The following is a 22,947-nucleotide window of genomic DNA, read 5'->3' as shown; positions in this document are numbered from 1 at the left end:
TTGACAAAGATGCTCTGCCCAGGTGGTGAAATTGGTAGACACGCTGGATTTAGGATCCAGTGCTTTCGGGCATGTAGGTTCAAGTCCTATCCTGGGCATCTCCTTTTTTAAATTCCCATAAAATTTGCTATTCATAGTAAAATGAAATCTAATGGTTAGATTTTTTAGAGATCTTTATTATGAAGAAAATCATAACACTATCCGTTATATTTTTCGCAACGTATTGTCCACAGGAACTTAGTGCTTTAACTGTAGTGGCTGTGCCCCTATTAGAATCTGAAGGGAAGGTTCAAGTCCACCCTGTAGTTGGTCTTCAATTTCAAGAAGAAGAGGGGTCTGTACCTTATAGTTTTTATTACCCTTATGACTATGGTTACTACTATCCAGAGACTTATGGCTATACTAAAAACACGGGTCAAGAAAATCGTGGATGCTACACCCGATTTGAAGATGGCACGATTTTCTATGAATGCGATTAGAGATTTCTTGGGTGGTGGGAAAGGAACTTCTCTATTAGAGAGTCTGCGGCTACGTGAGTATACACTTCTGTAGAAGCGATGCGAGCATGACCTAACATTTCTTGAATGACTCGTAGGTCTGCCTTATTGTCTAATAGGTGTGTAGCGAAGGCATGTCGTAATGAGTGAGGGGACGTGGATTTTGAGGTAACTTGCTTTGCATAGTTATGGATGCGGCGCCATACGCAAGAGCGTTCCAGCTTGTGTCCCCGGATAGATAAGAAAAGGTGGTCTTCTTTAGGATTTTTTTTCTGGTATTGGTCTCGGAAAGGACAAAGATACGCATCGATAGCTTCTCTTGCTCTAGAACCGAGAGGAACAAGTCGAGTTTTAGAACCTTTTCCTGTGATGCGGATGCAATCATCAGAGACGTGGCCCAAACGTAGGTCGCAAAGTTCGGAAACTCGGATACCAGTTGAATATAGTGTATGGAGAATGGCTGTATCTCGGAAAGCAAGTTGTGGAAGATTTTTTTCAAGTTGTTGAGGAACAGCAAGTAGAGCGTCAACTTCTTGAGGAGTGAGTACTGAAGGAAGGCGTTTCCATATTTTTGGTTGCTCTATTATTGGGGGATGGGCAAGAAGTTGCTGATCTTTTAAGAAGAGAAAAAATACTTTTAAAGCAATGAGCCTGCGCGCTAAAGTAGTCTCCGCTTCTTTACGTCTATAGAGCTCTTCTGCAAAGATATAAACGCTGTTTTGTGAAATATCTTGCGGAGAGTTTATGCCATTTATTGAGAGGAAGGAAGTGATATCTTGGCGATAAGCCTCTATAGATTTTTGGCAAAGACCACGATCTACAGATAGGAACAATGAAAATTGTTCTAAAATTATTTTTTGAAACTGGGTCAAGGGCATAAAGCGTAGTACTCGCTAACGAATTTAACTTTAGTATAGAGAGCTGAGCAATTTTCAAGCTACAGAGAGAAAAAGAATGCAAAGAAAAAGATTTTTAGATTGTGATTCAACAAAGATACTTCAAGAGCTTGCTTTAAATCCCCTAGATCTTACAGCTCCTGGAGCTCTCTCTGAAGAGAGAATCAAGAAGTTTTCTTTGCTAGGAGGGGGATTTACTTTTAGCTTTGCTACAGAACGTTTGGATGAGGCTGTGCTTGCTGCACTGACCTCGTTAGCCGAAGAAAGAGGATTACACGATTCTATGTTAGCAATGCAGCAGGGCCAAGTTGTAAACTATATTGAAGGGTTCCCAAGTGAGATGCGACCTGCATTACATACTGCAACGCGGGCATGGGTAACAGAGAGCTCTTTTACAGGACAGGCTCAAGATATCGCAGTAAGGTCTCGCGTCGAGGCGCAACGTCTTGAGGATTTCTTAACCGAGGTCAGAAGTCAGTTTACTACCATAGTGCAGATAGGAATCGGTGGGTCTGAGCTAGGTCCCAAAGCACTCTATCGGGCACTCCGTGCGTATTGCCCTACGGATAAGCACGTACATTTTATCTCTAACATTGATCCTGACAATGGTGCCGAAATTTTAAATACCATAGATTGTGCTAAGACTTTAGTAGTTACAGTATCAAAGTCAGGAACTACAGTAGAGACAGCAGTGAATGAGGCCTTTTTTGCAGATTATTTTGTGAAGAAAGGCCTCTCATTTAAAGATCATTTTATAGCAGTCACTTGTGAAGGCAGTCCTATGGATGATCCTGGTAAGTATCTTGAGGTATTTCATCTTTGGGAAAGCATTGGAGGAAGATTTTCCTCCACTTCTATGGTTGGTGGTGTCGTTTTAGGCTTTGCTTACGGTTTTGAGGTTTTCTTGGAATTGCTCCAAGGAGCTTCAGCTATGGATCAAGTGGCTTTGCAGCCTAATGCCAGAGAGAATCTTCCTATGCTTTCGGCTTTGATTAGCATTTGGAATCGGAATTTCTTAGGTTGCTCAACAGAGGCTGTCATTCCTTATTCTTCAGGTTTAGAGTTTTTCCCAGCTCATTTGCAGCAGTGTTGTATGGAATCTAATGGGAAAAGCATCACACAAGCTGGTAAAAGAGCGGGATTTTCTACCAGCCCTGTGATTTGGGGCGAGCCAGGAACGAATGGACAGCATTCCTTTTTCCAGTGTCTCCATCAGGGTACGGACATTATTCCCGTAGAGTTTATAGGCTTTGAAAAAAGCCAGCGGGGTGAAGACATCTCGTTTCACGGAACCAGTTCGTCGCAAAAGCTCTTTGCCAATATGATTGCTCAAGCGATTGCCTTAGCATCTGGCTGTGAAAATACTAATTTAAATAAAAATTTTGATGGAAACCGCCCCTCTTCAGTTTTGGTTTCTAGTCAGTTGAATCCTTATTCTCTTGGAGAATTGCTTTCCTATTATGAGAATAAAATCGTCTTTCAAGGTTTCTGTTGGGGTATTAACTCTTTCGATCAGGAAGGAGTCTCTTTGGGCAAGGCATTGGCAAACCGTGTCCTCGAGTTAATCGAGGGTGCTGATGCTTCCAATTTTCCTGAGGCTGCGGCTTTATTAACGCTTTTCAACATCAAGTTTGTGTAAAAATTTCACTACCCCTCCTCCTAAACTAAGATTTTTCCTGAGGCGTTTTATTTTGTCTCTGTGGTATAATCTTTCCTTCGGATTCGGAAAATTTGTGGGGATAGGATGTTTTTCATTGCAGTACGTTCTCGTGGATTTTTAGACATTCATGGTATTTTACCGACTCGTAGGGGTAAGCAAGTAGTTAAATCTACTGCTGGTGCCTGGATAGGGTCGCGAGGTGCCATATTCTACAGCCTAGTTTCATAACTGTTTAAATAAAATATTTTCACTTTAATGCAGGCTCATTTAGTTCCATGTCTTCTTCTCCTTTAGAATCTGTGGTTGATCAGGGCAAGCTTTCATCATCCTTAGGATCGGGTTTAATAAAGACTGGCGTTTTTTTTTCTAAAATCGCCGCGATAATTTTTGCGCTTATGACAATTTTAGGAACCATCCTTTTAGCATGTACTGCTTTAGGAGGTTCTTCTGGTTTAATTTTTACTGTTCTAGGTCTTATTTCGATAGCTATAGGCCTTTCTGGTTTGGCAGTTCTTATGATACGGTTTATTTTCTCTATGATAAGAAAAGTAGATACGATAGGTCATGACGTTGTTGTCAAACAAGAACAGGATTTGTTACGTATTAGAGAATTAGAGGCTGAAAATAGTGCTTTCGAAGATAGATGCGCGCATTTATTTGAAGAGAACAGGAAGCTTGTGGATCCAAGTTATTTACACGGAATACATGCAAAATACGTTTCGGATCTAGAAACAGAGAATACGGAGCTGAAGAATAAAAACTCTCAACTTAAACAGGAATTCCAAGAGACGAAAGAAACTTGTACTAACCAAGTCTCTAGGTTGAAAGATTTAGAGGTGGAGAATGCAGGTCTGCAAGATCAGAATGCTTTGCTTGAACAAAGTCTTCAAGCTTTCATATCTGAGAATCTCCTTCTCAAAGACGAGAATGCAAGCTTATCTAAAGATTTTCGGGCATATAAGGAAAAATTCTCTCTTGTGACATTAGAAGCTTGGAAAGAAGATGTTCAATATATCATGAATCAGAACCTCTTTCTAAAGCCGCAATACAAGGAAAAGATCAGTTCTCTTTCTTTAGAGATTCAACGGCAGTTTTTATACCCCAAGGAATTTCGGTTTTTAGTAGACCGTATTGCTCCGCGGTCTCGTTTTTTCCAGCACCCAAAATATGAATACAATAGTAGAAATGAAGATCAGAAAGGTAGAGAAACAGCCGTACACTCTCGTTTGAAAACAGAGTTCTTAAGTGCTGTTTTAGGAGTATGTATTTACGAAGAAGTGGAGAACATTTGTACAAGAGCAGCAGCGCTTGCACAGACTGTGCCATCTCAAGAAGAAGTCTATGACATATTAGTCGAGGAGTTTCCAAATCTTCTTACGGCTGAGGGTTTATGGAAAGAATGGTGCTACTTTAGCTATCCTTATCTTCATCAATACCTTTCTATAAATTACTGTAAGAAATTATTCGTTCAACTTTTCAAGCAAGTGCACGTAGATCTTTTTATAGATGGATCAAAATGTGATCAAGATTTAGTTCGTCTTTTCTCTTACTATAGTGATCATATTCCAGCAGCCTTGGCTTCGTTTAGTTTACCACCACCTGAGAGAGGAGGTTCTGTTTTTGCATTTCTGTCGCGACAAGAAATCCTTCTCTGGAGTGATTTCGAGATAATGACTCAAAGATATCTTAGAGATACCTTTACGAGAAGCACAGAATGGACGGGGTCTATTGAAACAATGCTTTCTTATAATGAGAGCTGTATCGAGATGGCTGAAACACAAAGACAGGCTGCTTTAGAAAGTGAACAGAGGCGTTTGGCAGAGGGGGTGCCGTCTATAGAAGAAGAGGTCTCTACTATGGAGCCTCCAGATCCAGATTCGGAAGCTACTTGGGTATGGCGTCCACCCTCTCCTTTTGAAAGGAAGAGGCCCTAAAGTTCCTGAGATCTTTAGAATCTTCACGACAGGAACTTTTCTAAGGTATAGAGTTAAATTAGTGTGAGAATTTTGTAGAATCTTTTGAGCATTTACTTTGGTTTTAAGATGCTTAGAAAGATGTTGGTGTATAGAAAGACAAAAGTTTAGGGCTTTATGAGTTTTAGTTAGGGACGGACTTTTTTTTCAATTTCTTGTTTTGTTTCTACTTAAAGACTATAGTGATTTTTTTTAAAGGGGGTGCTTATGGCATTCAAAGAGATCATTCGAGTTGCCGTCACAGGAGGTACGGGGCAGATTGCTTATAGTTTTTTATTTGCATTAGCCCACGGGGATGTTTTTGGAACAGATCGCGGTATAGATTTACGGATCTATGATTTGCCAGGTACAGAAAGAGCTCTCTCTGGAGTGCGTATGGAGCTCGATGATGGTGCGTATCCTCTCTTACATCATCTCCGAGTCTCTACATCATTAAGCGATGCTTTTGACAGCATTGACGCAGCTTTTCTTATAGGTGCCGTACCTCGTGGGCCTGGTATGGAGCGAGGAGACCTTTTAAAGCAAAATGGCAAGATCTTTTCTTTACAGGGAGCAGCTTTAAATACAGCAGCAAAAAGAGAAGCTAAGGTTTTTGTTGTGGGGAATCCTGTCAATACGAATTGTTGGATTGCTATGAAAAATGCACCGAGATTACATCGGAAAAATTTCCACGCCATGTTACGCCTAGATCAGAATCGTATGCGTAGCATGCTTGCTCATCGTGCTGGAGTTCCTATAGAGGAGGTCTCACGTATTGTTGTCTGGGGAAATCACTCAGTAAAGCAGGTCCCTGACTTCACACAAGCACGTATTTCTGGAAAGTCTGCTGCAGAGTTTATTGGGGATCGAGATTGGTTAGAAAATATTTTAGTACACTCCGTACAGAATCGTGGGAGTGCTGTGATCGAAGCTAGAGGGAAGTCTTCGGCAGCATCGGCATCTCGAGCACTTGCAGAGGCTGCCCGATCTATTTTTTGTCCTAAAAGTGAAGAGTGGTTTTCTTCTGGAGTTTGTTCGGATCATAATCCTTATGGGATTCCTGAAGACTTGATTTTTGGTTTCCCATGTCGTATGTTGCCTTCTGGTGATTATGAAATCATTCCTGGATTGCCTTGGGAGCCGTTTATCAGAAATAAGATTCAAATATCCTTAGATGAAATTGCTCAGGAAAAAGCTAGCGTGTCTTTGTTATAAGCACAATGTTGTAGGGAGTAAGTATGACACAATCATTCGACGAATTAAGTCAAAATGCATTTAAAAACATTTTTAATAAGCAAAGATTCTGCTTTATTTTCTGCAGTTTATGTTGTTTTGGTTTTATTTTTGCGTTATTTTTAAAGCTCTGTTCTCAGCTAATACCTCATATTTCTTTGTCTACCCTAGCTTTAGGGGCTTTTTTTTGTGCTTTCAGCGTGATTTGCGCTTCGGCAATTATTGTGCAATTTTTATTAAACAAAGAGTCACAGGGAGAAACAAGTAAACTCTCTTTTGCTGTTAAGAAAACATGGTCATCCTTATGGCTGTCTCTCCTTGTATCGATGCCTTTCTTCATCGCTATGGTTGCTGTGGTCACTGTAATTATGCTCTCTTCTTTTTTAGGGTCTCTTCCTTGGGTGGGTAAGCTATTCCATACACTGCTGATTTTCATTCCCTATCTATCAGCAACATCGTTGATTTTACTTTTCTTAGGTGCTTTTGCTTGTTTGTTTTTTTGCATTCCTGCCCTCCATAATCAAGAGGCAATTGACTATATGAAGTTATTAGAGTGCTTTCGTGGGAATGTCCTTCGCCAGTTTGTAGGCGTGGTCATCGCTTTGGTTCCTTTAGGTCTATCGGGCTGGTTAGCTTTAGATTCTTTTTATTTGATGACACATCTTGTTGCAATTGCAGATATACATACCTGGTCGTTTCTAGCTCAGATTTTTGTGCTTATTGTTCCTATTGCTTTGATTTTAACTCCTGCTGTTGCTTTCTTCTTTAATTTTTCCTTTGCCTTTTATCTTGCAAAGCAGGAAGAAGAGAGAGCTCTTGTTAAAGAGTAAATAGAAATTCTTTAGCAATATAAGCTGTAGAATTGCGTAGGACTGCCTGAGCGAGCATGTCTCCTGTGATGCCGTGATATAGCAGTCCTTTCGATCCTAATCCCCCTAAGAACCAGAGTTTTTCTTTAATCTTACAAATGACAGGAAGACGTGACTTGCTAGATGAACGCATACCAGCATAGCAGTGTAAAACTTCAGCATCTTTAAGTCCTGGAAATAGGGAAAGCACAGGAGGCATAATTTCCTGATAGGCAATGGCTGGGTCTGGAGTTTCTTCGGGTTGGTTGTGTTCGAAAGTAGCCCCCAAAATGCAGGTATTCTTCTGTGTATTAGCGATCATATATTTATGAGCGTTAATACTGAATAAAGGGATAGCAAGATCTTTGGGCCAACTAATCTCCAGCAGTTGTCCTTTTACTTTACTTACTGGCATGTCTTTAAGTTCAGGAAGTATTGAGGCATTGGCTCCTGGAGTCACTATGATACGATCATAGAACTCCTCGATATCGGCAAGGGTCTCTATTAGCTCATCATAGAACTGAGTGCCTAGTTTAATACAGGCGTTAGACAATCCTCGAATATAGAGATCGTTATTTATAGTAACCCCATTTTTTATGAATAGAGCCCCTAGATTTGGAGGGATGACCATACTGGGGACTGAGATTTCACAACGAGCCTTCTCCCACCATTCGACTTCTTTAGGGAATTCTTCAACACGCTTCATAAATAGCTGTGCTTGATCCTCATCAACGGCAGGTCTTATGATCCCTTGAGAAATAACAATGGGTAAATTCAGAGCTTTGCTAGCTTCCGTGATTAACCCGTGGGTAGCGTTGATTCCTTGATCTGCTAGGGGAGGTTTGATTGCCTTTTTTCCTGTGAAAGGGTGAAGTAGCCCCGAAGACATTCCAGAGGCCCCTTCTCCTATGGGAACAGGATCGAAAAGATCGATAGTTGCTGTACCTTGGGTGTGCAGAAGAAGGTGCCAGGTTACAGAGAGCCCTGCATATCCTGCCCCTAAAACGGCTATACGCATAAATTGTACCTTAAATCAAGTATCGTTACATAGATCTTGTCTTGAGAATAAGAGAATAGGATATAAAAGAACAGAGAGGAATCTCTTGAGTTGCGAGATAGAGAAGAAGATGAAAACCTTATCATTCGGGTTAAATTTTTTATATAATAGAGAGGTGAATTAAGAAAACCCCACGGCATAAGCCGTGGGGAGAAAATTAAAGTTTAATTCTTCCCGTGGAGAATAAGAAGATAGCTGTTAAGGCAAGAAGACCGATTAAAGTCATTTCCAAGATTTCTTTTTTAGCAAAGAATGTCTTGGCATTTTTTTTCTTTTTCCCTGCATCTATATAGAAGGGGATGCCAAGAGCTAGAAGAACTAGTGCCATGAAGAGATATTTTAGACCTCCTGCATAGATAAGCCATAGAGAATAAATGACTCCAAGGATACCTGTTACCCTGGCCAAAGAGGCTTTAATAGACGCTTTTTTAGGATATGTTTTACTTTTACTAAGTTTAAAGAGAAAGGCGGCACTTGCTAGATAGGCAGGGAGAACCATAACTCCCGTGATACTAAGCATCGTATTCCAAGCATTCGAAGAGAAGTAAACAAGGAGCATGGCTAGCTGCATCACAGAGCTAGTAATGTATAGTGAGACGCTTGGAGATTTCTCTTTATTTTCTATAGTGAAGATCTCAGGGAACGTGCCGTTTTTAGCTGCTGAGAAAGGGATTTCTGCAACGATCATGGTCCATGACAACCAACTAGATAAAACAGCAACGATTAGCCCGACGTTCATGAGCACTTCTCCCCATTTTCCTACAAGGATGTCAAGGACTCCAGCTGTAGAGGGGTTGGGGATTTTTTCTAGTTGATGTTGGAAGAGTGATCCGAAAGGAAGTAAAGAAAGTAGGATGTAGATTGTAAGGCAACCTAAGAATCCCAAGACTGTGGCTTTCCCTACAGATAAAGGGTTTTTCGCTCGTCCCGACATAACGACCGCACCTTCGATTCCTATGAATGCCCATAGGGTGACTAACATGGTCCCTTTAAGTTGCGAGCTTACTGATCCTAAGGTAGGTTGGGCTTTTGTTACTGTGTGTCCCCAAAAATCTGTTTTAAAGACGGAGAGCTTGAAGAAGAATGCAGTAAGGATAATGAAAACGATTAAGGGGATGATTTTAAATATAGTTCCGATAACGTTGATTACTGAAGCTTGACGGATCCCTTTAAGGACTATGAAGTTGAACACCCAAATAAGAATAGAACCTCCTAAAATTGCAGGTAGGGTATTTCCTCCTTGGAAATAGGGGGGAAAGAAGTAGTTTAGAGCATCCATCGTAATTACGGCATATCCCACATTACCAAAGATTTGGCATAACCAATATCCCCAGCCGATAGTGAATCCTATATAGGGCCCAAAACCCTCTCTACTGTACATATAGATTCCTTCCGTAAGGTCTGGGCGTATTGTAGATAGGATCCTGAAGGTATTTGCAATAAAGAACATACCAAAGCCAGTAAGTATCCAAGATAGGATAACGGCACCAGCTCCTGCAGTTGCTGCCATGTTTTGGGGGAGGCTAAAAATCCCTCCCCCAATCATGGAGCTGACTACCATACCCGCAAGGGCTATGGTCCCTAAATTTTTTGCGGATTTAGTCCTTGAGGTCATTAAAGTCTCCTTAGTTTACCTTTACTGGTTCAGCATTTTCGAAGTTTAGGAATCCTAAGGCAGTTAAGCAGAAACCGAATTTTTGTTTGATGTTGATGTAGTTATGGAAGTATTGGAATTCGCTATGTTTTGCTACAGAACGTAGGTCCAGTTCATGTTGTAGAGATTTTTTCAACCACATTTTGGCATGAGTTTCCGCAATCTCGTCATTTATCCATGTAGGAAAGAATTCAACGTATTCTGCTGCCCATCCGCCGATAAGCTCACCGTTTTTATCTTTACCCCAGCATATGCCGATTCCTGTAGCAATCGCGTGGTTTTCTGTACCAAGAGCAGCGCCACGACCAGCCATGATAACTTCAAGAACAGCCCCGTGTTTGAAAGATTTCACACATGTATCTACAGGCACAATATTCCCAAAGAGCTCCTTAGGAAGTACTGATGTATAAGGAACGATATTAAAATTTTCGATTTTTGCTTGTAGAAGAGCAGAATCGTAACAAAAAGTTTCAAATGGTTGAGGGGGCATGCCGTCATCAGATTCACCAACGCCTCCTGTATGGAATGCTAACGTGGGATAACGAGTTCCGTAAGCCATAAGTTACTCCTAAATAATATTGGTAGTAGTGTTGTTATAAGGAAAGATTTGCACGCAGACCATACACTTGAGAGGTTCTCCTCTCTGGGCGTAACGCTGGGTGGATATAGATTTGAAAATCTGGAGTTAGAGATATATAGGGCCCAAAGCTAATAGTGGCAAAAGCTTCCATCACAGACTCGTAGCGTTGAAGTTTATTTAAATTAGAAATGGCTTTAGGATTTACTTTATTTGTAGCGAATCCTACACCCAAAAGATCTTGCGAGCGTCGGTTGAAAGGATTTTCAGCGACAAGACCTAAAACATACGAACGATTTATCGAGAACGCCGTTCCCGTAGCTCCATTGATTCTTCCGAATAGATAGAGTTTCTTATGAATATGTTGTGCGGCGTTTAGGGACCATCCCGTGACTTGAGAATTTTGCTCAGGAACTTTGCGCGTACTGTAGAGCAAAACAGAGTAGTGCCCACTTCCACAAGAGGGCTTCGGAGACCAAGAGGCATAGCCGTAAAAGTTGTATTTATTTTTTGTCAGATTATAAATAGAAAAGTTGGTTCCATCAATATTATAGGCATCTTGAAAGCCTACTTGAATATTAATTTCAGAATTTGGAGTCAACTGCAGGTAAGCGCCCGCACTTCCCAAAGAGTAGGTGGCACTAGCGTTTTGCGATAAAGCGTAGCTAATAAACCCAGAGTATTGGTCATTGTCGTATAGTGTGCCGTCTATAGCGTAGAGGCTGTATTGTCCTATAGCTAGGGTCAAGAAGTTTCCAGGGAAAGTTTGAGAGAATGTAAGTTGTGCTAGGTTATTTTCTCTATTAAAGTAATCATTGATACCGCCAGCGAGCCCCACGGCTTGGTTGGCGTCAGCACCGTTAGTTTGCCAATAACGGATCAATGTATAGCTAAAGTCTAAAGTTCCTTGACCTGCTGTTGGAGAGTTATAAAGAGTCCACGCGATGCTAGGACTGAAGTAAAACTGCCATGAGGGGATCTCTTGGGGTTGCGTCTGTCCAAGGGCTTGCCGAGGATAAAACCATTGCGGAAGAATACTGAAGTCCAAGGATATCTGAGCATTTGTAGCTTTTTCTATAGATGTAAATAGGTTGGATACGGAAATGCCATCTTTCCAAGGATGAGAACAAAAAATATTGGTAATAGGAGAGAGAAGGCTTTTGTGATGAGGAGTTTCAGGAGAGATCGTTTCGTTTGTAGGCTCCCAGTGTTTTTTTTGAATTCTTGTTTTATAACGATGGTAGGGGTCGGTCTTTTCTTTAGGAATTTCAGCATAGGAGGAAATTCCAAGCGCGCAGAGTCCAGAAAGTAAAAGAAAACGAAAGGATATCATGAATTCCCCGTAGAAGAAGGCAATATGTTTTTTTTTGACTCTAAAAAAAAGAATTGTTTTTATGTAGCAAAAATTTTCCTCAGTTAGAATCTGTAATATCGAATAGATCTTCGCAATCGCTAAGAATCAGCCTGAGTTGCTTGTTTTTATTGAGGGGTAAGGAGAAAGAACCCGAAAAGCAAGGATTGAGGGTAGCTGTGTTTGAGAAGGATTACTCGTGCATTTGGTGGCGGAGAAGAAGAGCAGCAGCTTCGTTGCTGAGTAATTTTCTAGAGTAGTTATATTGTACTTGTGCAATGTTATCAAAGTAGATAGGAGGTAGAAATTCTTGAGCTTTATAAGTGATTCCGAAATAGGCAATTCCGTATTTTTGGCACAAATCACCTATGCGCAGAATATTTTCTTTCTGGTTATCAATATAGATAATCTTAGTTGGTAGTGGGTTACATGTTTCTAAGAAGAAATCGAGTCCTGGTCCTTTGCGGTATTCTCCAGTAAAAAGAATTCCTGATGTGTAGAGAAGATTCTTGGGTAGCGGAGCTTGAGGTTGCGGAGCTGTAGTTTCTAGGCTGACGTTGAGAATATTCAGTTGTTTTAGCGTAAGATCTTTAGCTTTTTTAGGACGTTCTGTGTAGACAAAGGTTGCCTTTCCTTGCTTTTGGACTTTCTCAATGAGTAGAAAAATTGCAGATTCTATGGGCTGTACTGTTCCCATTTCTTGGACTTTAAGCCAAAAAGGGACAACAGCTTCCCAGGCTTCTTGTTCTGAAACGTCTTGTTTCTGCAAGCCTTCGATAGCTTTGTTTTTCCATATAGAATGAGATAGCGCCTCTCCTCCTTGAAGAATCGTATCATCGAGGTCGAAGATCAGCCAGAAGTTTTCTTCGTCATAGAGGATATCCCCAGCGACTTCATGAATAGATTTTACCTCGGCATAACGACAAGAGGCATAAAATGAAGAGCAAAAAAATAAGAGAGTGAAAAACAACCAGGTTTTCATAACTTACCTTAAAATCTTTTGAATTAGGATAGAGTAAGACAAGTATTTTTTATACTTTTGCTATGAAGTTTTTTACGTAGTTTCGGAAAGAATCACAAATTTCTGGGGTTAAGATCTCAGGGAACCAAAGAGTGAATTGTAGCAGAGCTTGCTCTATGAACATCTCATAGCCATGGATAACGAATGAACCATTTTTTTCAGCGAGTTTAAGGAAGGGAGAGGGATAAGGTTTGGTATTGATATCCATAACGATAGGAGGGAATATCCATGGGAAAGTCGCTTCAGGTGGGAGACAGTTGATGACGATGTCTATCGTTTTGAAGTTTGCTAAGGAGTCTAGTGTGTGGGCTTGCCCTTTACAAAAAGTAGCCAAAGTTTCTGCTGAAGAAAGAGTTCTATTGAAGATATGGATATCAGAACCTTGCATACCTAGTATGGAAGCGATTGCCTTGGCAGCACCTCCAGCACCCACAACAGCAATTTGTTTTTTGTCGACTGTGATATTCTTTCGTTTTAAGAGTCGGGCCACCCCTTCTCCGTCTGTGTTGTAACCTATAATTCTCTGGTTCTGGAACACAAGAGTATTTATAGATTCACAAAGTTTTGCGGAGTTATCGAGATCATCGACATGGTGGAAGATAGAGGTTTTTAGTGGCATGGTGACGCTAAGTCCTGAGAAAGGAAGATCTCGGATCGCAGAGAAAAAGGCATCGATTTCGCCTATAGTAACAGGGAGTTTGATATATGTCGCATTGAGAGAAAGTTTAGAAAATAAGAAATTATGAGTGACATCACTGATGCTACGACTTACTGGATCTCCGATGAGTCCGTAAATGTTTAATTTTTCAGATAGTTTCGAGTAATTATAGGAGAGCAGTTCTTCAAGTTTAGGTTGTCCAGGGGCTGCTTTAGGAGCATCGATTCCAGCAGCGTAATTCATTGCATTGCGAATAAGAGGAGAAAGCACTCTAGAGGGTAGCCCATGGGGGCCCGTACAAAGCACTGTAGATTTCTTCGAAAACAGACGTGCCTTTTTTATGTAATTCAGAGCTTCGCTAGAGTTCACTGGAGACATTACAATTTTGTATATCTCGGCGGGATTTAAGAGCATCTCATTATAGATTGTATCGAGGTCTTCGTTTTTGTCTGTATGGTAGGAAAGGATGAGCTTCACTTTAGGATTGCTCGTGCGGATTGTTTGAAGGGCAGCCTTAGGGAGACTCAGATCGACATCTATCCACTTAGGAGAAAATCTTGCAAGGGAATATATTTTTTGGATCCACAGGGCTGTTGACATCTCTTTGTGTTTTCTAAAGGTTAGGATGGGATCTTTTGCTGTGGCAATGAGGATATTCAGTTCACGATCATGAAGCTCCTCCATGAGATCTAGTCGTAGCTCTATAATATCTACAAGATGTAGAGAATTTAGAATTTGCTTTTTTGCCTCAGCAAACGAGGGACCGCTAATTGTTGCGCACAGCATGACACTCGCTCCATAGTACATCATAGAGAATCTCCATGTTTGGAGATGCGCAGTAGGTACCATTAAACGGAGCAGCACGACCTAGATGTTCTATCATGATCATTTTTAACTCATGCTGGGACAGATTTTTTTTATCATATCCTAGAGTATAGATGATATTTTCAGGGCTATACAAGTTATCATGGAGGTGTTCTGGAATGATAGATTGTAAATCTTTCAAGGTTGAAGGCAGCTCAAATCGTTTAAGGAGTCTTTCGAGTTGGTCTATGAGTTGAGGGTTTTGCATAATTCCTTCAGCAAGAGATATTTTAGTTTCTATCATCATGCCAACACTCACAGCCTGTCCGTGATTTATAGTTCCTTTAGTAAGGGTTTCTATAGCATGAGCTATGGAGTGCCCGAAGTTTAGGATTTTTCTCAAATTTCGATCATAGGGATCTTCAGCAACAATAGCAGCTTTAATTTGGCAGTTCCTTTTGATGAATTCGTTAAGGATTTGGGATGAGGAAAACAGCATTTTACTATGGCTATTTAGAAATTCCCAGAGGTAAGCATCAGCAATAAACCCGTGTTTTATTGCTTCTGCAATGCCGTGATGCCATTCCTCTCTTGGTAGTGTAGAGAGGAACTCAGGACACATCCATACTTCCTTTGGTAAATAGAATGTTCCCAGTCGATTTTTGATTCCTCGTAAGTTAATTCCATTTTTCCCACCGATACTCGCGTCTATCATCGCGGTGATTGTGGTTGGAATCAGATAGAGAGGTAGTCCCCGACAATACGTAGCAGCTAAGAATCCCGTCATATCTAAAACAGTACCGCCTCCAATCCCCATAATTGAAGATTTTGGGGAGATATTTTGATCTACAAGCTGATATTGTAGAGAGATAAATGTTTCCCAGGTCTTGTTAGGCTCTCCAGGAGGAAAGGTTAAAACAATGACTTGGTATCCTAAGGTTTTAATATGATCTAAAATAGGAGAAAGGAGGTGCTGTTGTACTGATACATCTGTAATGATGACTAAGGGATATGCAGTGGATATAGAAGAGAACAACTTCTTTTGGAAGAAATTCGATACTAATTTCGCTGTATGGGGAATCGTGATTATTGTCTCTGACATCATAGTTTGGAGCATCGTTGGTATAATACAAGATCTGCAAGAACAAGGTTAATCATAGCTTCAACGACAGGAACAGCACGTATGGCTACACAAGGATCGTGACGTCCTGTTTGAGGTGTGATATAGGTAGTTGCCTTTTTAGTTTTTGTCACTGTAGCATACGGTTGTTTTATTGAAGACGCAGGTTTAAATGCCACGCGTCCTTCTATAGGCACTCCTACAGTTATGCCTCCTAGTGTGCCTCCACAGTTGTTAGACTTCAAGGTAATGTTTTCTCCTTCCATGATGAAAGGATCTGTATATTGCGAACCTCTCATGTTAGAAGAGGCGAACCCTTTTCCTATTTCAAATCCTTTAGCAGCAGGGATGCTCATCAAAGCACTTGCCAATAGCGCTTGCATTTTTCCAAATAGGGGTTCTCCTAGAAAGTGGTGTATTGGAGAGGTTATAAAAGAAATTATACCCCCTAGCGAATCGGAATCATCTTGCAGCGAAGTTAGGATCTCTTGGATTTTCTCTTTAGATAAAGGAGAATAGAATGGAGAGGAGCGAATCTCATTGGCGAGCTGTGGAGATAGCTTTAGGTAGTGAGGAAGGTTTAAAGATTCTAACGAGGATAGGTAGGCTAAAGTAAAGATGTTTTGATCGGCAAGGAATTTTTCTGCAACTACACCAGCAGCGACGCGGCACGCTGTTTCCCGAGCAGAGGATCGACCTCCTCCGTTAGAATCTACAATTCCGAATTTCTTTTCATAGCTATATTGAGAGTGGCCAGGACGATAGAGCTCGTCATTGTTCTCATAAGGAGTGCTATCTATGTCGGTATTGAAGATTTGTAGTGATACAGGTGTGCCTGTGGTCTTTCCTTTGTAAACTCCCGACAGGATATGTACGATATCGTTTTCTTTTCGGGGTGAAGTTCCTGGATTTCCTGGACGTCGGCGTGTCATTGCAGGAATAAAGTCTGATTCCTCGAGCTCAAGTCCCGCGGGACAACCATCAATCACGACCCCGATTGCAGGGCCGTGGGATTCTCCCCATGTTGTGAAAGAAAACAAGGAGCCAAAACTATTTTTCATGACTTTAACAAGGTAATGAGATCGCGACAGGCCTGTTCTAAGGCACTTTCTGAAGAATAGTCTACATGATCTACGGGAAAAATATAATCAGCTATTTCTTTCATTCGGTCTACACGTTCAGTTAAAATCTCGCTTAGAGGTTTTCTTTTCGTAGCTTCTTTTAGTCGTTCTGGTAACCCACGTTCCTCGAGTCTTTTATAAACTAAAGGCAGTTCTAAAGAGAGAAATACAAGAGTTCCTCTATTTTTAATCACTTGGCACGAATGTTCATACATTAGAGTGCCTCCACCAAGAGAGATCACGCAATCTTCTAAAGGTAAAGATTCAAGAACGTGAGCTTCACATTCACTGAACCCCAGATCTCCGTAAGCGTTATAGATCTCTGTGGATGTGGAGTATAGTTCACCGCCATAGTTGCTTAAAACTAAATCGTCAAGATCATAAAAGCGGAGCTGTAGAAATTTAGCTAAAGCTTTCCCCAGCGAAGATTTTCCGCTTGTGGGTAGACCACACAGAATAATTCTCATAGCGTTCCTCAATTCGGGTTTTCATTATATTTAGAATTTGAACAAAGTTAGGAAATGTTTTCCTAACGCATGCGGTGTTATGAATGCAACTATCTCCAGAAGCATATAGAGCTGCTATCGTTAATGCCATTGCAATTCTATGATCATTGTGAGAGTCCAAAACAGCACCGTAGAGAGGACAGGGATTGATCAGTAAACCATCATGAGTCGGCTGTATGCAGGCTCCCATTTTTTGTAGCTCTTCGGTGATTGCAAGAATCCGATCGCTTTCTTTGTCTTTAGCACTTTGTGCATTGTAAAGGTGCGAAGGTGAATTTGCAAAACAACAAAGGACTGTAAGAATAGGAAGAGCATCGATACAGGCGTCCATATCTATAGAACCTCCAGAGAATGACGAAGGGAACACTATGATTTCTTCGTTATCGTATTCTATAGAGGCTCCTAAGCCTTGCATTAGAGAAAAGAATATTTTGTCTCCTTGGACATCTAGGATATCTAAGTTAAGGAGACGTATAGGGTCGGGTGTTTTTGAAAGTAGAGCGGCTGCGGCAATGAAGGCTGCGCTACTAAAATCGCCAGTGACGTGATAGGAAAAGCATTGAGGACGCGAGCTTCCTGGAAAAGAATAGGTAGTATCAGAGCAGGAATAGGGGAGGTTGAGTTTTTCTAGCCACCAGAGACTAAGATCAAACCACGGCCGTTCTTTAGGGTCAATAACGGTAAAGGAAGAGGGGCCTTCCCCTAGGGAACATGCGATTGCTAGCGCTGAGGCAAATTGTGAGTCACTACCGTCAACATGGCTGTAAGCAGAACGTAGAGGCCCTGATAGAGTGAAGGGTAAGGTGCTTTTTTCTGAGGAGAACTGAAAAGAAGCTCCAAAGTTTGTCAATGCTTGAATTAAGGGGGTCATAGGACGTCGTTGCAACTGCAAAGACCCTGTGATCGTCACTTCTTCTGAGAAGACAGAGGCAAGAGCGGTCATAAAACGGAGGATGATACCAGAACTTCCTGCGTCTATTAAAGTATGTTTTGGAAATTTTGCTAAAGGATTGCCAACAATTTCTAAAGCTTCAGGAAGTTTCTTTATGGAAGCCCCCATTTGCCTGCAGGCATAAATCATAGCCGCGGTGTCGGGAGAATCTAAATAATTATAAATTACAGATTTTCCCTCGGCAACTGAAGCCCATAAAATGGCTCTTAGAGTATGAGATTTTGAGGAAGGAATGACAGCACCCCCATACACAGAAGAAGGTGAAACTTTATAAGTAAGCATCGTGCAGCAAACTTATTTCTTTTTTTGCAGACACTTTGCCTGACTTGTTATTTGTCGTCTAAGAAAAACTTTATGAATTTGCAAAAGTTAGAGGTGAACCAAAAATCATGTTTTCTAATTTCTCTACAAACTGCAAGCAGAGTTTACCTTCAAATTGGCAGGCATAACCTAAGAGCTCATCCCCGTGGGGAAGATCTTTAAGTTCGCGTTCCATTTCTTGGAGATGGCCTTGTTCCTCTAAAATGATAGATTTTATAGTGATTTTACTTCGAGCATTTTTCAGAATGTTGTGATAAAGGAGATAGAGTTCCGAAGCACGAAGTTCTATTGCATAGGTGACTAAAATATAAGCCGAAGTTTTTAAAGTTTGCCCCGATAGATAGTATTGATTTTTCAGTACCCGGCATGTTTTTAAGTCTAGAAGTTGGAGATAGTATTTTGTAAGTAAGCCTCCCAGAAGGTTTTTAGATGAATAGTCAGGAAGGGGAGTCCTAGAGATTTTAGGAATCTGGGTTTTTAGGTAGTGAGCATGACGAAACTCTTCGGAGGCATGTTTTAAAACTTTTTCTTTCACCTCTGTAGGATGTTCACTTGCGGAGATTTTTTTCGCTCCACTGTTTTCTAAAAAGGAAAGGGTATTTATCCATTGGGCATGCCAATCGTCAGAAGCCACGATCTCTCTGAGAACGGGCTTCCAACGAGAGGCTGTTGGGATAAAATGTTTTACTGTGGTTGTAGACATAGTGCGTCCTGTAGGTAAGAATAAATACTGCGAAGATCTTCTTCTTGAATGCAATAGGGGGGAAACACATACAGAGTGTTCCCTAGAGGACGAAGAAGGATTTCACGTTCTAAGAAAAAGCGATTGAGCTGGTCTCTGTGTTTTGAAAAGTAGCCCGTAGCTTCAGTGGGGTAATCTAGAGCGAGTAGAGTGCCAAGAACATCACACCGTTGCCATAGGGAGCCATGAGCTTTTTGAAACTCCCGATGACAACGCTCTATCATTTGCCTTTGTTCCAGGCATTCTGGAGATAGGGTCAGCTCCAAAGAAGCAAGAGCAGCACTACAGCCTAAAGGATTCCCTGTAAAGGTATGGCCATGAAGCATTGCCTTCATCCGATCTTGAGAGACAAAGGCGCTATGAATTTCTTCAGTAGTGACTGTCAAGGCAAGAGGAAGATACCCTCCTGTAAGACCTTTAGAAATGCAGAAGATATCGGGAGTAACATCCATAAATTCGGAAGCGAAAAGTGGCCCCGTACGGCCAAAGCCAGTTAGAATTTCATCTGCAATACAGATGATGCCGTAATGCTTAGCAAGTTTGAGAATTTCCTGTAACCCTTCGGGATTATAAATTAGCATCCCACCAGTACCTTGCAATAGGGGCTCATAGATAAATCCTGCGATATTTTCCTGAGCAAAGGCTTTTTTTGCTTGAGCAATTGCAAGCTCTTCTTTCCCATAGTAGGGAGCTGAAATTATGGTAGAAGGGAAAAAAAGATCATGGAAGGGAACTGTTGTAGGGGTCGGACCAGCTACCGACATAGCTCCAAATGTATCTCCGTGGTAGGCGTTGCTGAATCCTACAAAATGAGTCTTAGACTTATTTTGATTATAGTAATATTGCATAGCAATTTTTATTGCTATTTCGATGGACGATGCTCCGTTGTCAGAGAAAAAGAAGTGTTCTAGACCTTCAGGAAGCAGAGGGGCTAGTTTTGATACTAGTTCTTGAGCTGGTGTATGGGTGAAATTTGCAAAAATCGCATGCTCCAACTTGTGTGCTTGCTCACATAATTTTTCTGTGATATAGGGATGGCAGTGTCCGTGGAGATTGCACCACCACGAAGATACTGCATCGAGATATCTCTCTCCCGATTCTGCATAAAGGTAAGCACCCTCTCCTCTTACAATCTTTATCGGATCAGGATCTAATGCAGATTGAGTAAAGGGGTGCCAGATAGAGCCTTGATTTCTTGTTGATTTCTTCTCCATACATCCTTCCATTGTTTTGCATAGCGATTTATTGTTGTTTTTGTGATTTCTTTTTCCTTGGCAAGAGTACCAAGTAGGGGCAGTTGTATTGCTTGGGTTAGCCAGTGCTCTTCATCTTCGGGATATCCGTTTAACACGATGCCTAAGATATTGAGATTACGTGAACGCATAGCTTCTACTGTTAAACAGGTGTGATTAATACTTCCGAGATATGCTTTGCTCACCAAAATCCAAGAGCAAGGCCAAGAAGAAAAAACATCTCCTTGAAGTCTGTTTGATGTGCAGGGGGATAAAAATCCTCCTGCGGTTTCAATAATGAGGGTTGACGTAGTTTTTGGTATACGAATATCCGTTTCTTCGATAACCACATTATCGAGTTGTGCTGCTTTATGCGGAGATAATGGCATACGAAGTCGATAGGTTTCGGGATGAGAATATGCTCCTGATAGCTGATGAACAACATTGCTATCAGAAGTTTCTAGATTTCCTGCTTGTATAGGTTTCCAGTATTCTGCTTTAAGTGCAGTAGCAAGGATAGAACTAACAATAGTTTTCCCCACGTCAGTGTCTATTCCTACAATGATGATATGTTGCATAAAAAAATTTGTTCCAAAGTATGTAAAAAGAGATCGGTCTCATTTTTTGTATTGAAGGCGTGAAGGCAGATACGTAGAAGTTCTTCCTTTTGTTTTACTGTTGGGCTTACAATCGGGCGAACATCATAACCCGATTTTTGTATTTGTAATGCTGTTAGTCGAGCAAGGTTGCTTCCTGAAACACAAATAGATTGTATGGGTGTGGTTTCATTGTCTTTCATTAGCTGAATTCCCAGTTTTTGAGCTCCTGAGCGAAAATGATGAATGAGCTCAGCAAGATGGTTGCGTTGATTAGAAGCACGTTTGTTATGCTCATAGGCGAGTTCTATAGCTGTGAGGGCATGTGGGGGTTGGGCTGTTGTATATATAAAGGGTCTACAGAAATTAATTAGGTAGTCTTTAAGTATAGAGCTTCCTGCAACAGCAGCTCCATGAGTGCCTAGAGCTTTCCCAAAAGTATAGACTGTGGCTAGGACTTTATCTTGCAGACCTAATGCTGAGACAAGGCCTTCGCCTTGTTCTCCAAAAACCCCTATAGCGTGGGCTTCATCAACAATAAGGTAGGCTGAATATTTTTCACAAAGTTCGCTGATAGCTTTTAGAGGAGCTACGGAACCATGAAGCGAATATACGGATTCTACGCAGACAAAGGTTCTTCCTGGATGGGGGATTGCCAAACGTTTTTCTAAGTGATGAAGATCATTATGGTTAAATGGAAAGCTTTGGGCTTTGCTTAATCGGGTGCCGTCGTAAATAGAGGCATGGATATAGAGGTCATGGAGAATACGATCTTGATAGGTTGCAAGAGCATAGAGCAACCCCAAGTTTGCTGTGTAGCCTGTATTAAAGATCAAACAGCTTTCAAAGCCATGATAAGCAGCTATCTGTTCTTCTATACGCTGACAGAGTCGAGAGTGTCCTGTGAGGAGCCGAGACCCCGTGGCCCCCAGGAATTCAATCTCACGAAGCTTTGTACCGTATTCTTTCCTTAATTCTGGAGAAGATGCAAACCCGAGATAATCGTTAGAAGTGAAATCGATGAGATGAGAATTCAGGGTCAATGAGCGGTGGGTATGTTTGGACTTGCATTCTGCCAAAGCCTCGATTAGGAATTGTTGGCATGACATGGATTACCTCTTTCTATCGAAAATGCGGGGCGGGGGAGTAGGCCTAAGAGTTTGATCATTGCAGCATCTTCATTTGTATCATTATTTTTTACAGTCAGAAGCTTATCTCCATAGAATATCGAGTTTGCACCGCATAAAAAACATAAGGTTTGTTGTTCTATTGTGAGAAAGGCCCGTCCTGCAGCAAGTCGTACCATTGATTTTGGAAATACAGTCCGTGCTGTTGCTATGGTTCTCAATAATTCCCAGAAAGAAATAGGAGGTTGGTCTTCTAAAAGCGTACCGTCAATTGGCCAAAGTAAATTTATAGGCACAGATTCGGGGATATGATCTCTTGTTGCTAGAACGTGAAGGAGTTTGATACGGTCTTCTTCAGATTCTCCCATCCCCACAATACCGCCGCAGCACGTACTGATTCCAGATTTATTTACTATGTCAAGAGTATTGAGACGATCTTCATAAGAACGTGTTGTGATGATGGTCTCATAGAATTCTGGTGAAGAGTCTAGATTATGATTATAGGCATAAAGTCCTACATCATAGAGTTTTTTAGCTTGCTCTTCGGAGAGCATGCCCAAAGTGCAACAAACTTCAGCTCCGAGATCGGTAATACTTTTCACCATAGCAAGGACTCTATCAAACTGGTGGTTGTCCTTTACATTGCGCCAGGCGGCCCCAAGACAAATACGAGTTGCTCCCAATTCTATAGCGCGTTTTGCTCTATCCAATACGTCTACAATTTTCATCATAGGTTCTGGTTTTACATGAGTCTGGTAGCGAGAAGACTGTGCACAATAGGCACAATCTTCAACGCATCCACCAGTTTTAATCGAAATCAGATAGCAGGTCTGTACCTCGGAATGAGGGAAATTACTACGTAATACGGCATTAGCTTTATGGATAAGCTCGAATATGGGAGTCTGATAAATCTGACGTATCTCTTCTAATGACCAAGGTAGAGTTTTTTCACTCATGTTGTTTGCCTTAAGATAATAAATTGAACGACCGAGCTTAAGATATTTACATGGAATTCAGTCAAA

22 protein-coding genes and 1 tRNA gene are annotated in these 22,947 nt (G+C 41.2%); 7 read left to right on the top strand and 16 right to left on the bottom strand.

Going from position 1 to position 22,947, the window contains the following annotated elements:
• The first annotated feature begins 16 nt into the window (after positions 1 to 16).
• Positions 17 to 98 (top strand) — tRNA-Leu (locus CMV32_RS01210).
• A gap of 81 nt (positions 99 to 179) precedes the next feature.
• Complete coding sequence (locus tag CMV32_RS01205; protein ID WP_100934121.1) at positions 180 to 479, top strand: hypothetical protein; 300 nt, start codon at positions 180 to 182, stop codon at positions 477 to 479.
• On the opposite strand, the gene CMV32_RS01200 is transcribed toward CMV32_RS01205, so the two are convergent.
• Positions 476 to 1,375: a site-specific tyrosine recombinase XerD gene (locus tag CMV32_RS01200; RefSeq protein WP_100934120.1), complete on the bottom strand. Its 900-nt coding sequence runs from the start codon at positions 1,373 to 1,375 to the stop codon at positions 476 to 478. The two genes, CMV32_RS01205 and CMV32_RS01200, sit on opposite strands and share 4 nt — an antisense overlap.
• 76 nt (positions 1,376 to 1,451) lie before the next feature.
• Between CMV32_RS01200 and CMV32_RS01195 the strand changes: the two genes are divergently transcribed.
• The 5 genes from CMV32_RS01195 (at position 1,452) to CMV32_RS01175 (ending at position 7,068) form a co-directional block, all read left to right on the top strand.
• On the top strand, positions 1,452 to 3,032 hold the full coding sequence (locus CMV32_RS01195; protein WP_100934119.1) for a glucose-6-phosphate isomerase: 1,581 nt from the start codon (positions 1,452 to 1,454) through the stop codon (positions 3,030 to 3,032).
• A 105-nt stretch (positions 3,033 to 3,137) separates the two neighbouring features.
• Positions 3,138 to 3,281: a protein LtuA gene (gene ltuA / locus CMV32_RS01190; protein ID WP_100934118.1), complete on the top strand. Its 144-nt coding sequence runs from the start codon at positions 3,138 to 3,140 to the stop codon at positions 3,279 to 3,281.
• A 47-nt stretch (positions 3,282 to 3,328) separates the two neighbouring features.
• The gene (locus CMV32_RS01185) at positions 3,329 to 4,987 is read left to right on the top strand and encodes a hypothetical protein (RefSeq protein ID WP_100934117.1); all 1,659 of its coding nucleotides are present in this window, start codon (positions 3,329 to 3,331) and stop codon (positions 4,985 to 4,987) included.
• 246 nt (positions 4,988 to 5,233) lie between these two features.
• A complete protein-coding gene (locus CMV32_RS01180) occupies positions 5,234 to 6,220 on the top strand; it encodes a malate dehydrogenase (protein WP_100934116.1) in 987 nt (328 codons plus the stop codon).
• Between the two features lie 23 nt (positions 6,221 to 6,243).
• Positions 6,244 to 7,068: a hypothetical protein gene (locus CMV32_RS01175; RefSeq protein WP_100934115.1), complete on the top strand. Its 825-nt coding sequence runs from the start codon at positions 6,244 to 6,246 to the stop codon at positions 7,066 to 7,068.
• Here CMV32_RS01175 and CMV32_RS01170 read toward each other — a convergent pair.
• The 15 genes from CMV32_RS01170 to bioB all read right to left on the bottom strand — a co-directional run bounded on the left by CMV32_RS01170 (position 7,058) and on the right by bioB (position 22,881).
• Positions 7,058 to 8,104, bottom strand: coding sequence for an NAD(P)/FAD-dependent oxidoreductase (locus tag CMV32_RS01170; protein ID WP_100934114.1), 1,047 nt, complete (start codon positions 8,102 to 8,104; stop codon positions 7,058 to 7,060). The genes CMV32_RS01175 and CMV32_RS01170 overlap by 11 nt on opposite strands.
• Before the next feature lie 196 nt (positions 8,105 to 8,300).
• Positions 8,301 to 9,758, bottom strand: coding sequence for an arginine/agmatine antiporter AaxC (gene aaxC, locus CMV32_RS01165; protein WP_100934113.1), 1,458 nt, complete (start codon positions 9,756 to 9,758; stop codon positions 8,301 to 8,303).
• A 10-nt stretch (positions 9,759 to 9,768) separates the two neighbouring features.
• Complete coding sequence (gene aaxB, locus CMV32_RS01160) at positions 9,769 to 10,356, bottom strand: pyruvoyl-dependent arginine decarboxylase AaxB (RefSeq protein ID WP_100934112.1); 588 nt, start codon at positions 10,354 to 10,356, stop codon at positions 9,769 to 9,771.
• A gap of 34 nt (positions 10,357 to 10,390) precedes the next feature.
• Complete coding sequence (gene aaxA / locus CMV32_RS01155; RefSeq protein ID WP_100934111.1) at positions 10,391 to 11,707, bottom strand: porin AaxA; 1,317 nt, start codon at positions 11,705 to 11,707, stop codon at positions 10,391 to 10,393.
• Between the two features lie 211 nt (positions 11,708 to 11,918).
• Positions 11,919 to 12,707, bottom strand: a complete 789-nt coding sequence (locus tag CMV32_RS01150) for a DUF2608 domain-containing protein (RefSeq protein WP_100934110.1) — start codon at positions 12,705 to 12,707, stop codon at positions 11,919 to 11,921.
• A gap of 49 nt (positions 12,708 to 12,756) precedes the next feature.
• Positions 12,757 to 14,190 (bottom strand): bifunctional 3-dehydroquinate dehydratase/shikimate dehydrogenase, encoded by a 1,434-nt coding sequence (locus CMV32_RS01145; RefSeq protein WP_100934109.1) that lies wholly within the window; start codon positions 14,188 to 14,190, stop codon positions 12,757 to 12,759.
• Complete coding sequence (aroB, locus tag CMV32_RS01140; protein ID WP_100934108.1) at positions 14,171 to 15,325, bottom strand: 3-dehydroquinate synthase; 1,155 nt, start codon at positions 15,323 to 15,325, stop codon at positions 14,171 to 14,173. The genes CMV32_RS01145 and aroB overlap by 20 nt, the downstream gene beginning before the upstream one ends.
• Positions 15,310 to 16,389 (bottom strand): chorismate synthase, encoded by a 1,080-nt coding sequence (gene aroC / locus CMV32_RS01135; RefSeq protein WP_100934107.1) that lies wholly within the window; start codon positions 16,387 to 16,389, stop codon positions 15,310 to 15,312. Before aroC ends, aroB begins: the two co-directional genes overlap by 16 nt.
• Positions 16,386 to 16,916 (bottom strand): shikimate kinase, encoded by a 531-nt coding sequence (locus CMV32_RS01130; RefSeq protein ID WP_100934106.1) that lies wholly within the window; start codon positions 16,914 to 16,916, stop codon positions 16,386 to 16,388. The genes aroC and CMV32_RS01130 overlap by 4 nt, the downstream gene beginning before the upstream one ends.
• The gene (gene aroA / locus CMV32_RS01125) at positions 16,852 to 18,189 is read right to left on the bottom strand and encodes a 3-phosphoshikimate 1-carboxyvinyltransferase (RefSeq protein WP_100934105.1); all 1,338 of its coding nucleotides are present in this window, start codon (positions 18,187 to 18,189) and stop codon (positions 16,852 to 16,854) included. Before aroA ends, CMV32_RS01130 begins: the two co-directional genes overlap by 65 nt.
• 70 nt (positions 18,190 to 18,259) lie before the next feature.
• Positions 18,260 to 18,931 (bottom strand): hypothetical protein, encoded by a 672-nt coding sequence (locus CMV32_RS01120; RefSeq protein ID WP_100934104.1) that lies wholly within the window; start codon positions 18,929 to 18,931, stop codon positions 18,260 to 18,262.
• On the bottom strand, positions 18,913 to 20,184 hold the full coding sequence (bioA, locus tag CMV32_RS01115) for an adenosylmethionine--8-amino-7-oxononanoate transaminase (protein ID WP_100934103.1): 1,272 nt from the start codon (positions 20,182 to 20,184) through the stop codon (positions 18,913 to 18,915). The genes CMV32_RS01120 and bioA overlap by 19 nt, the downstream gene beginning before the upstream one ends.
• Positions 20,121 to 20,780 carry a dethiobiotin synthase gene (gene bioD, locus CMV32_RS01110; RefSeq protein WP_100934102.1) on the bottom strand — a complete coding sequence of 220 codons (660 nt, stop codon included), beginning with the start codon at positions 20,778 to 20,780 and terminating at the stop codon, positions 20,121 to 20,123. Before bioD ends, bioA begins: the two co-directional genes overlap by 64 nt.
• Positions 20,759 to 21,907: an aminotransferase class I/II-fold pyridoxal phosphate-dependent enzyme gene (locus CMV32_RS01105; RefSeq protein ID WP_100934101.1), complete on the bottom strand. Its 1,149-nt coding sequence runs from the start codon at positions 21,905 to 21,907 to the stop codon at positions 20,759 to 20,761. Before CMV32_RS01105 ends, bioD begins: the two co-directional genes overlap by 22 nt.
• Complete coding sequence (bioB, locus tag CMV32_RS01100) at positions 21,886 to 22,881, bottom strand: biotin synthase BioB (RefSeq protein ID WP_100934100.1); 996 nt, start codon at positions 22,879 to 22,881, stop codon at positions 21,886 to 21,888. The genes CMV32_RS01105 and bioB overlap by 22 nt, the downstream gene beginning before the upstream one ends.
• Between the last annotated feature and the right edge of the window lie 66 nt (positions 22,882 to 22,947).

The organism is Candidatus Chlamydia corallus (assembly GCF_002817655.1).
GTDB lineage: Bacteria > Chlamydiota > Chlamydiia > Chlamydiales > Chlamydiaceae > Chlamydia > Chlamydia corallus.
Note: the sequence above shows the minus strand (reverse complement) of the source record. Positions and strands in the feature narration are given on the sequence as shown.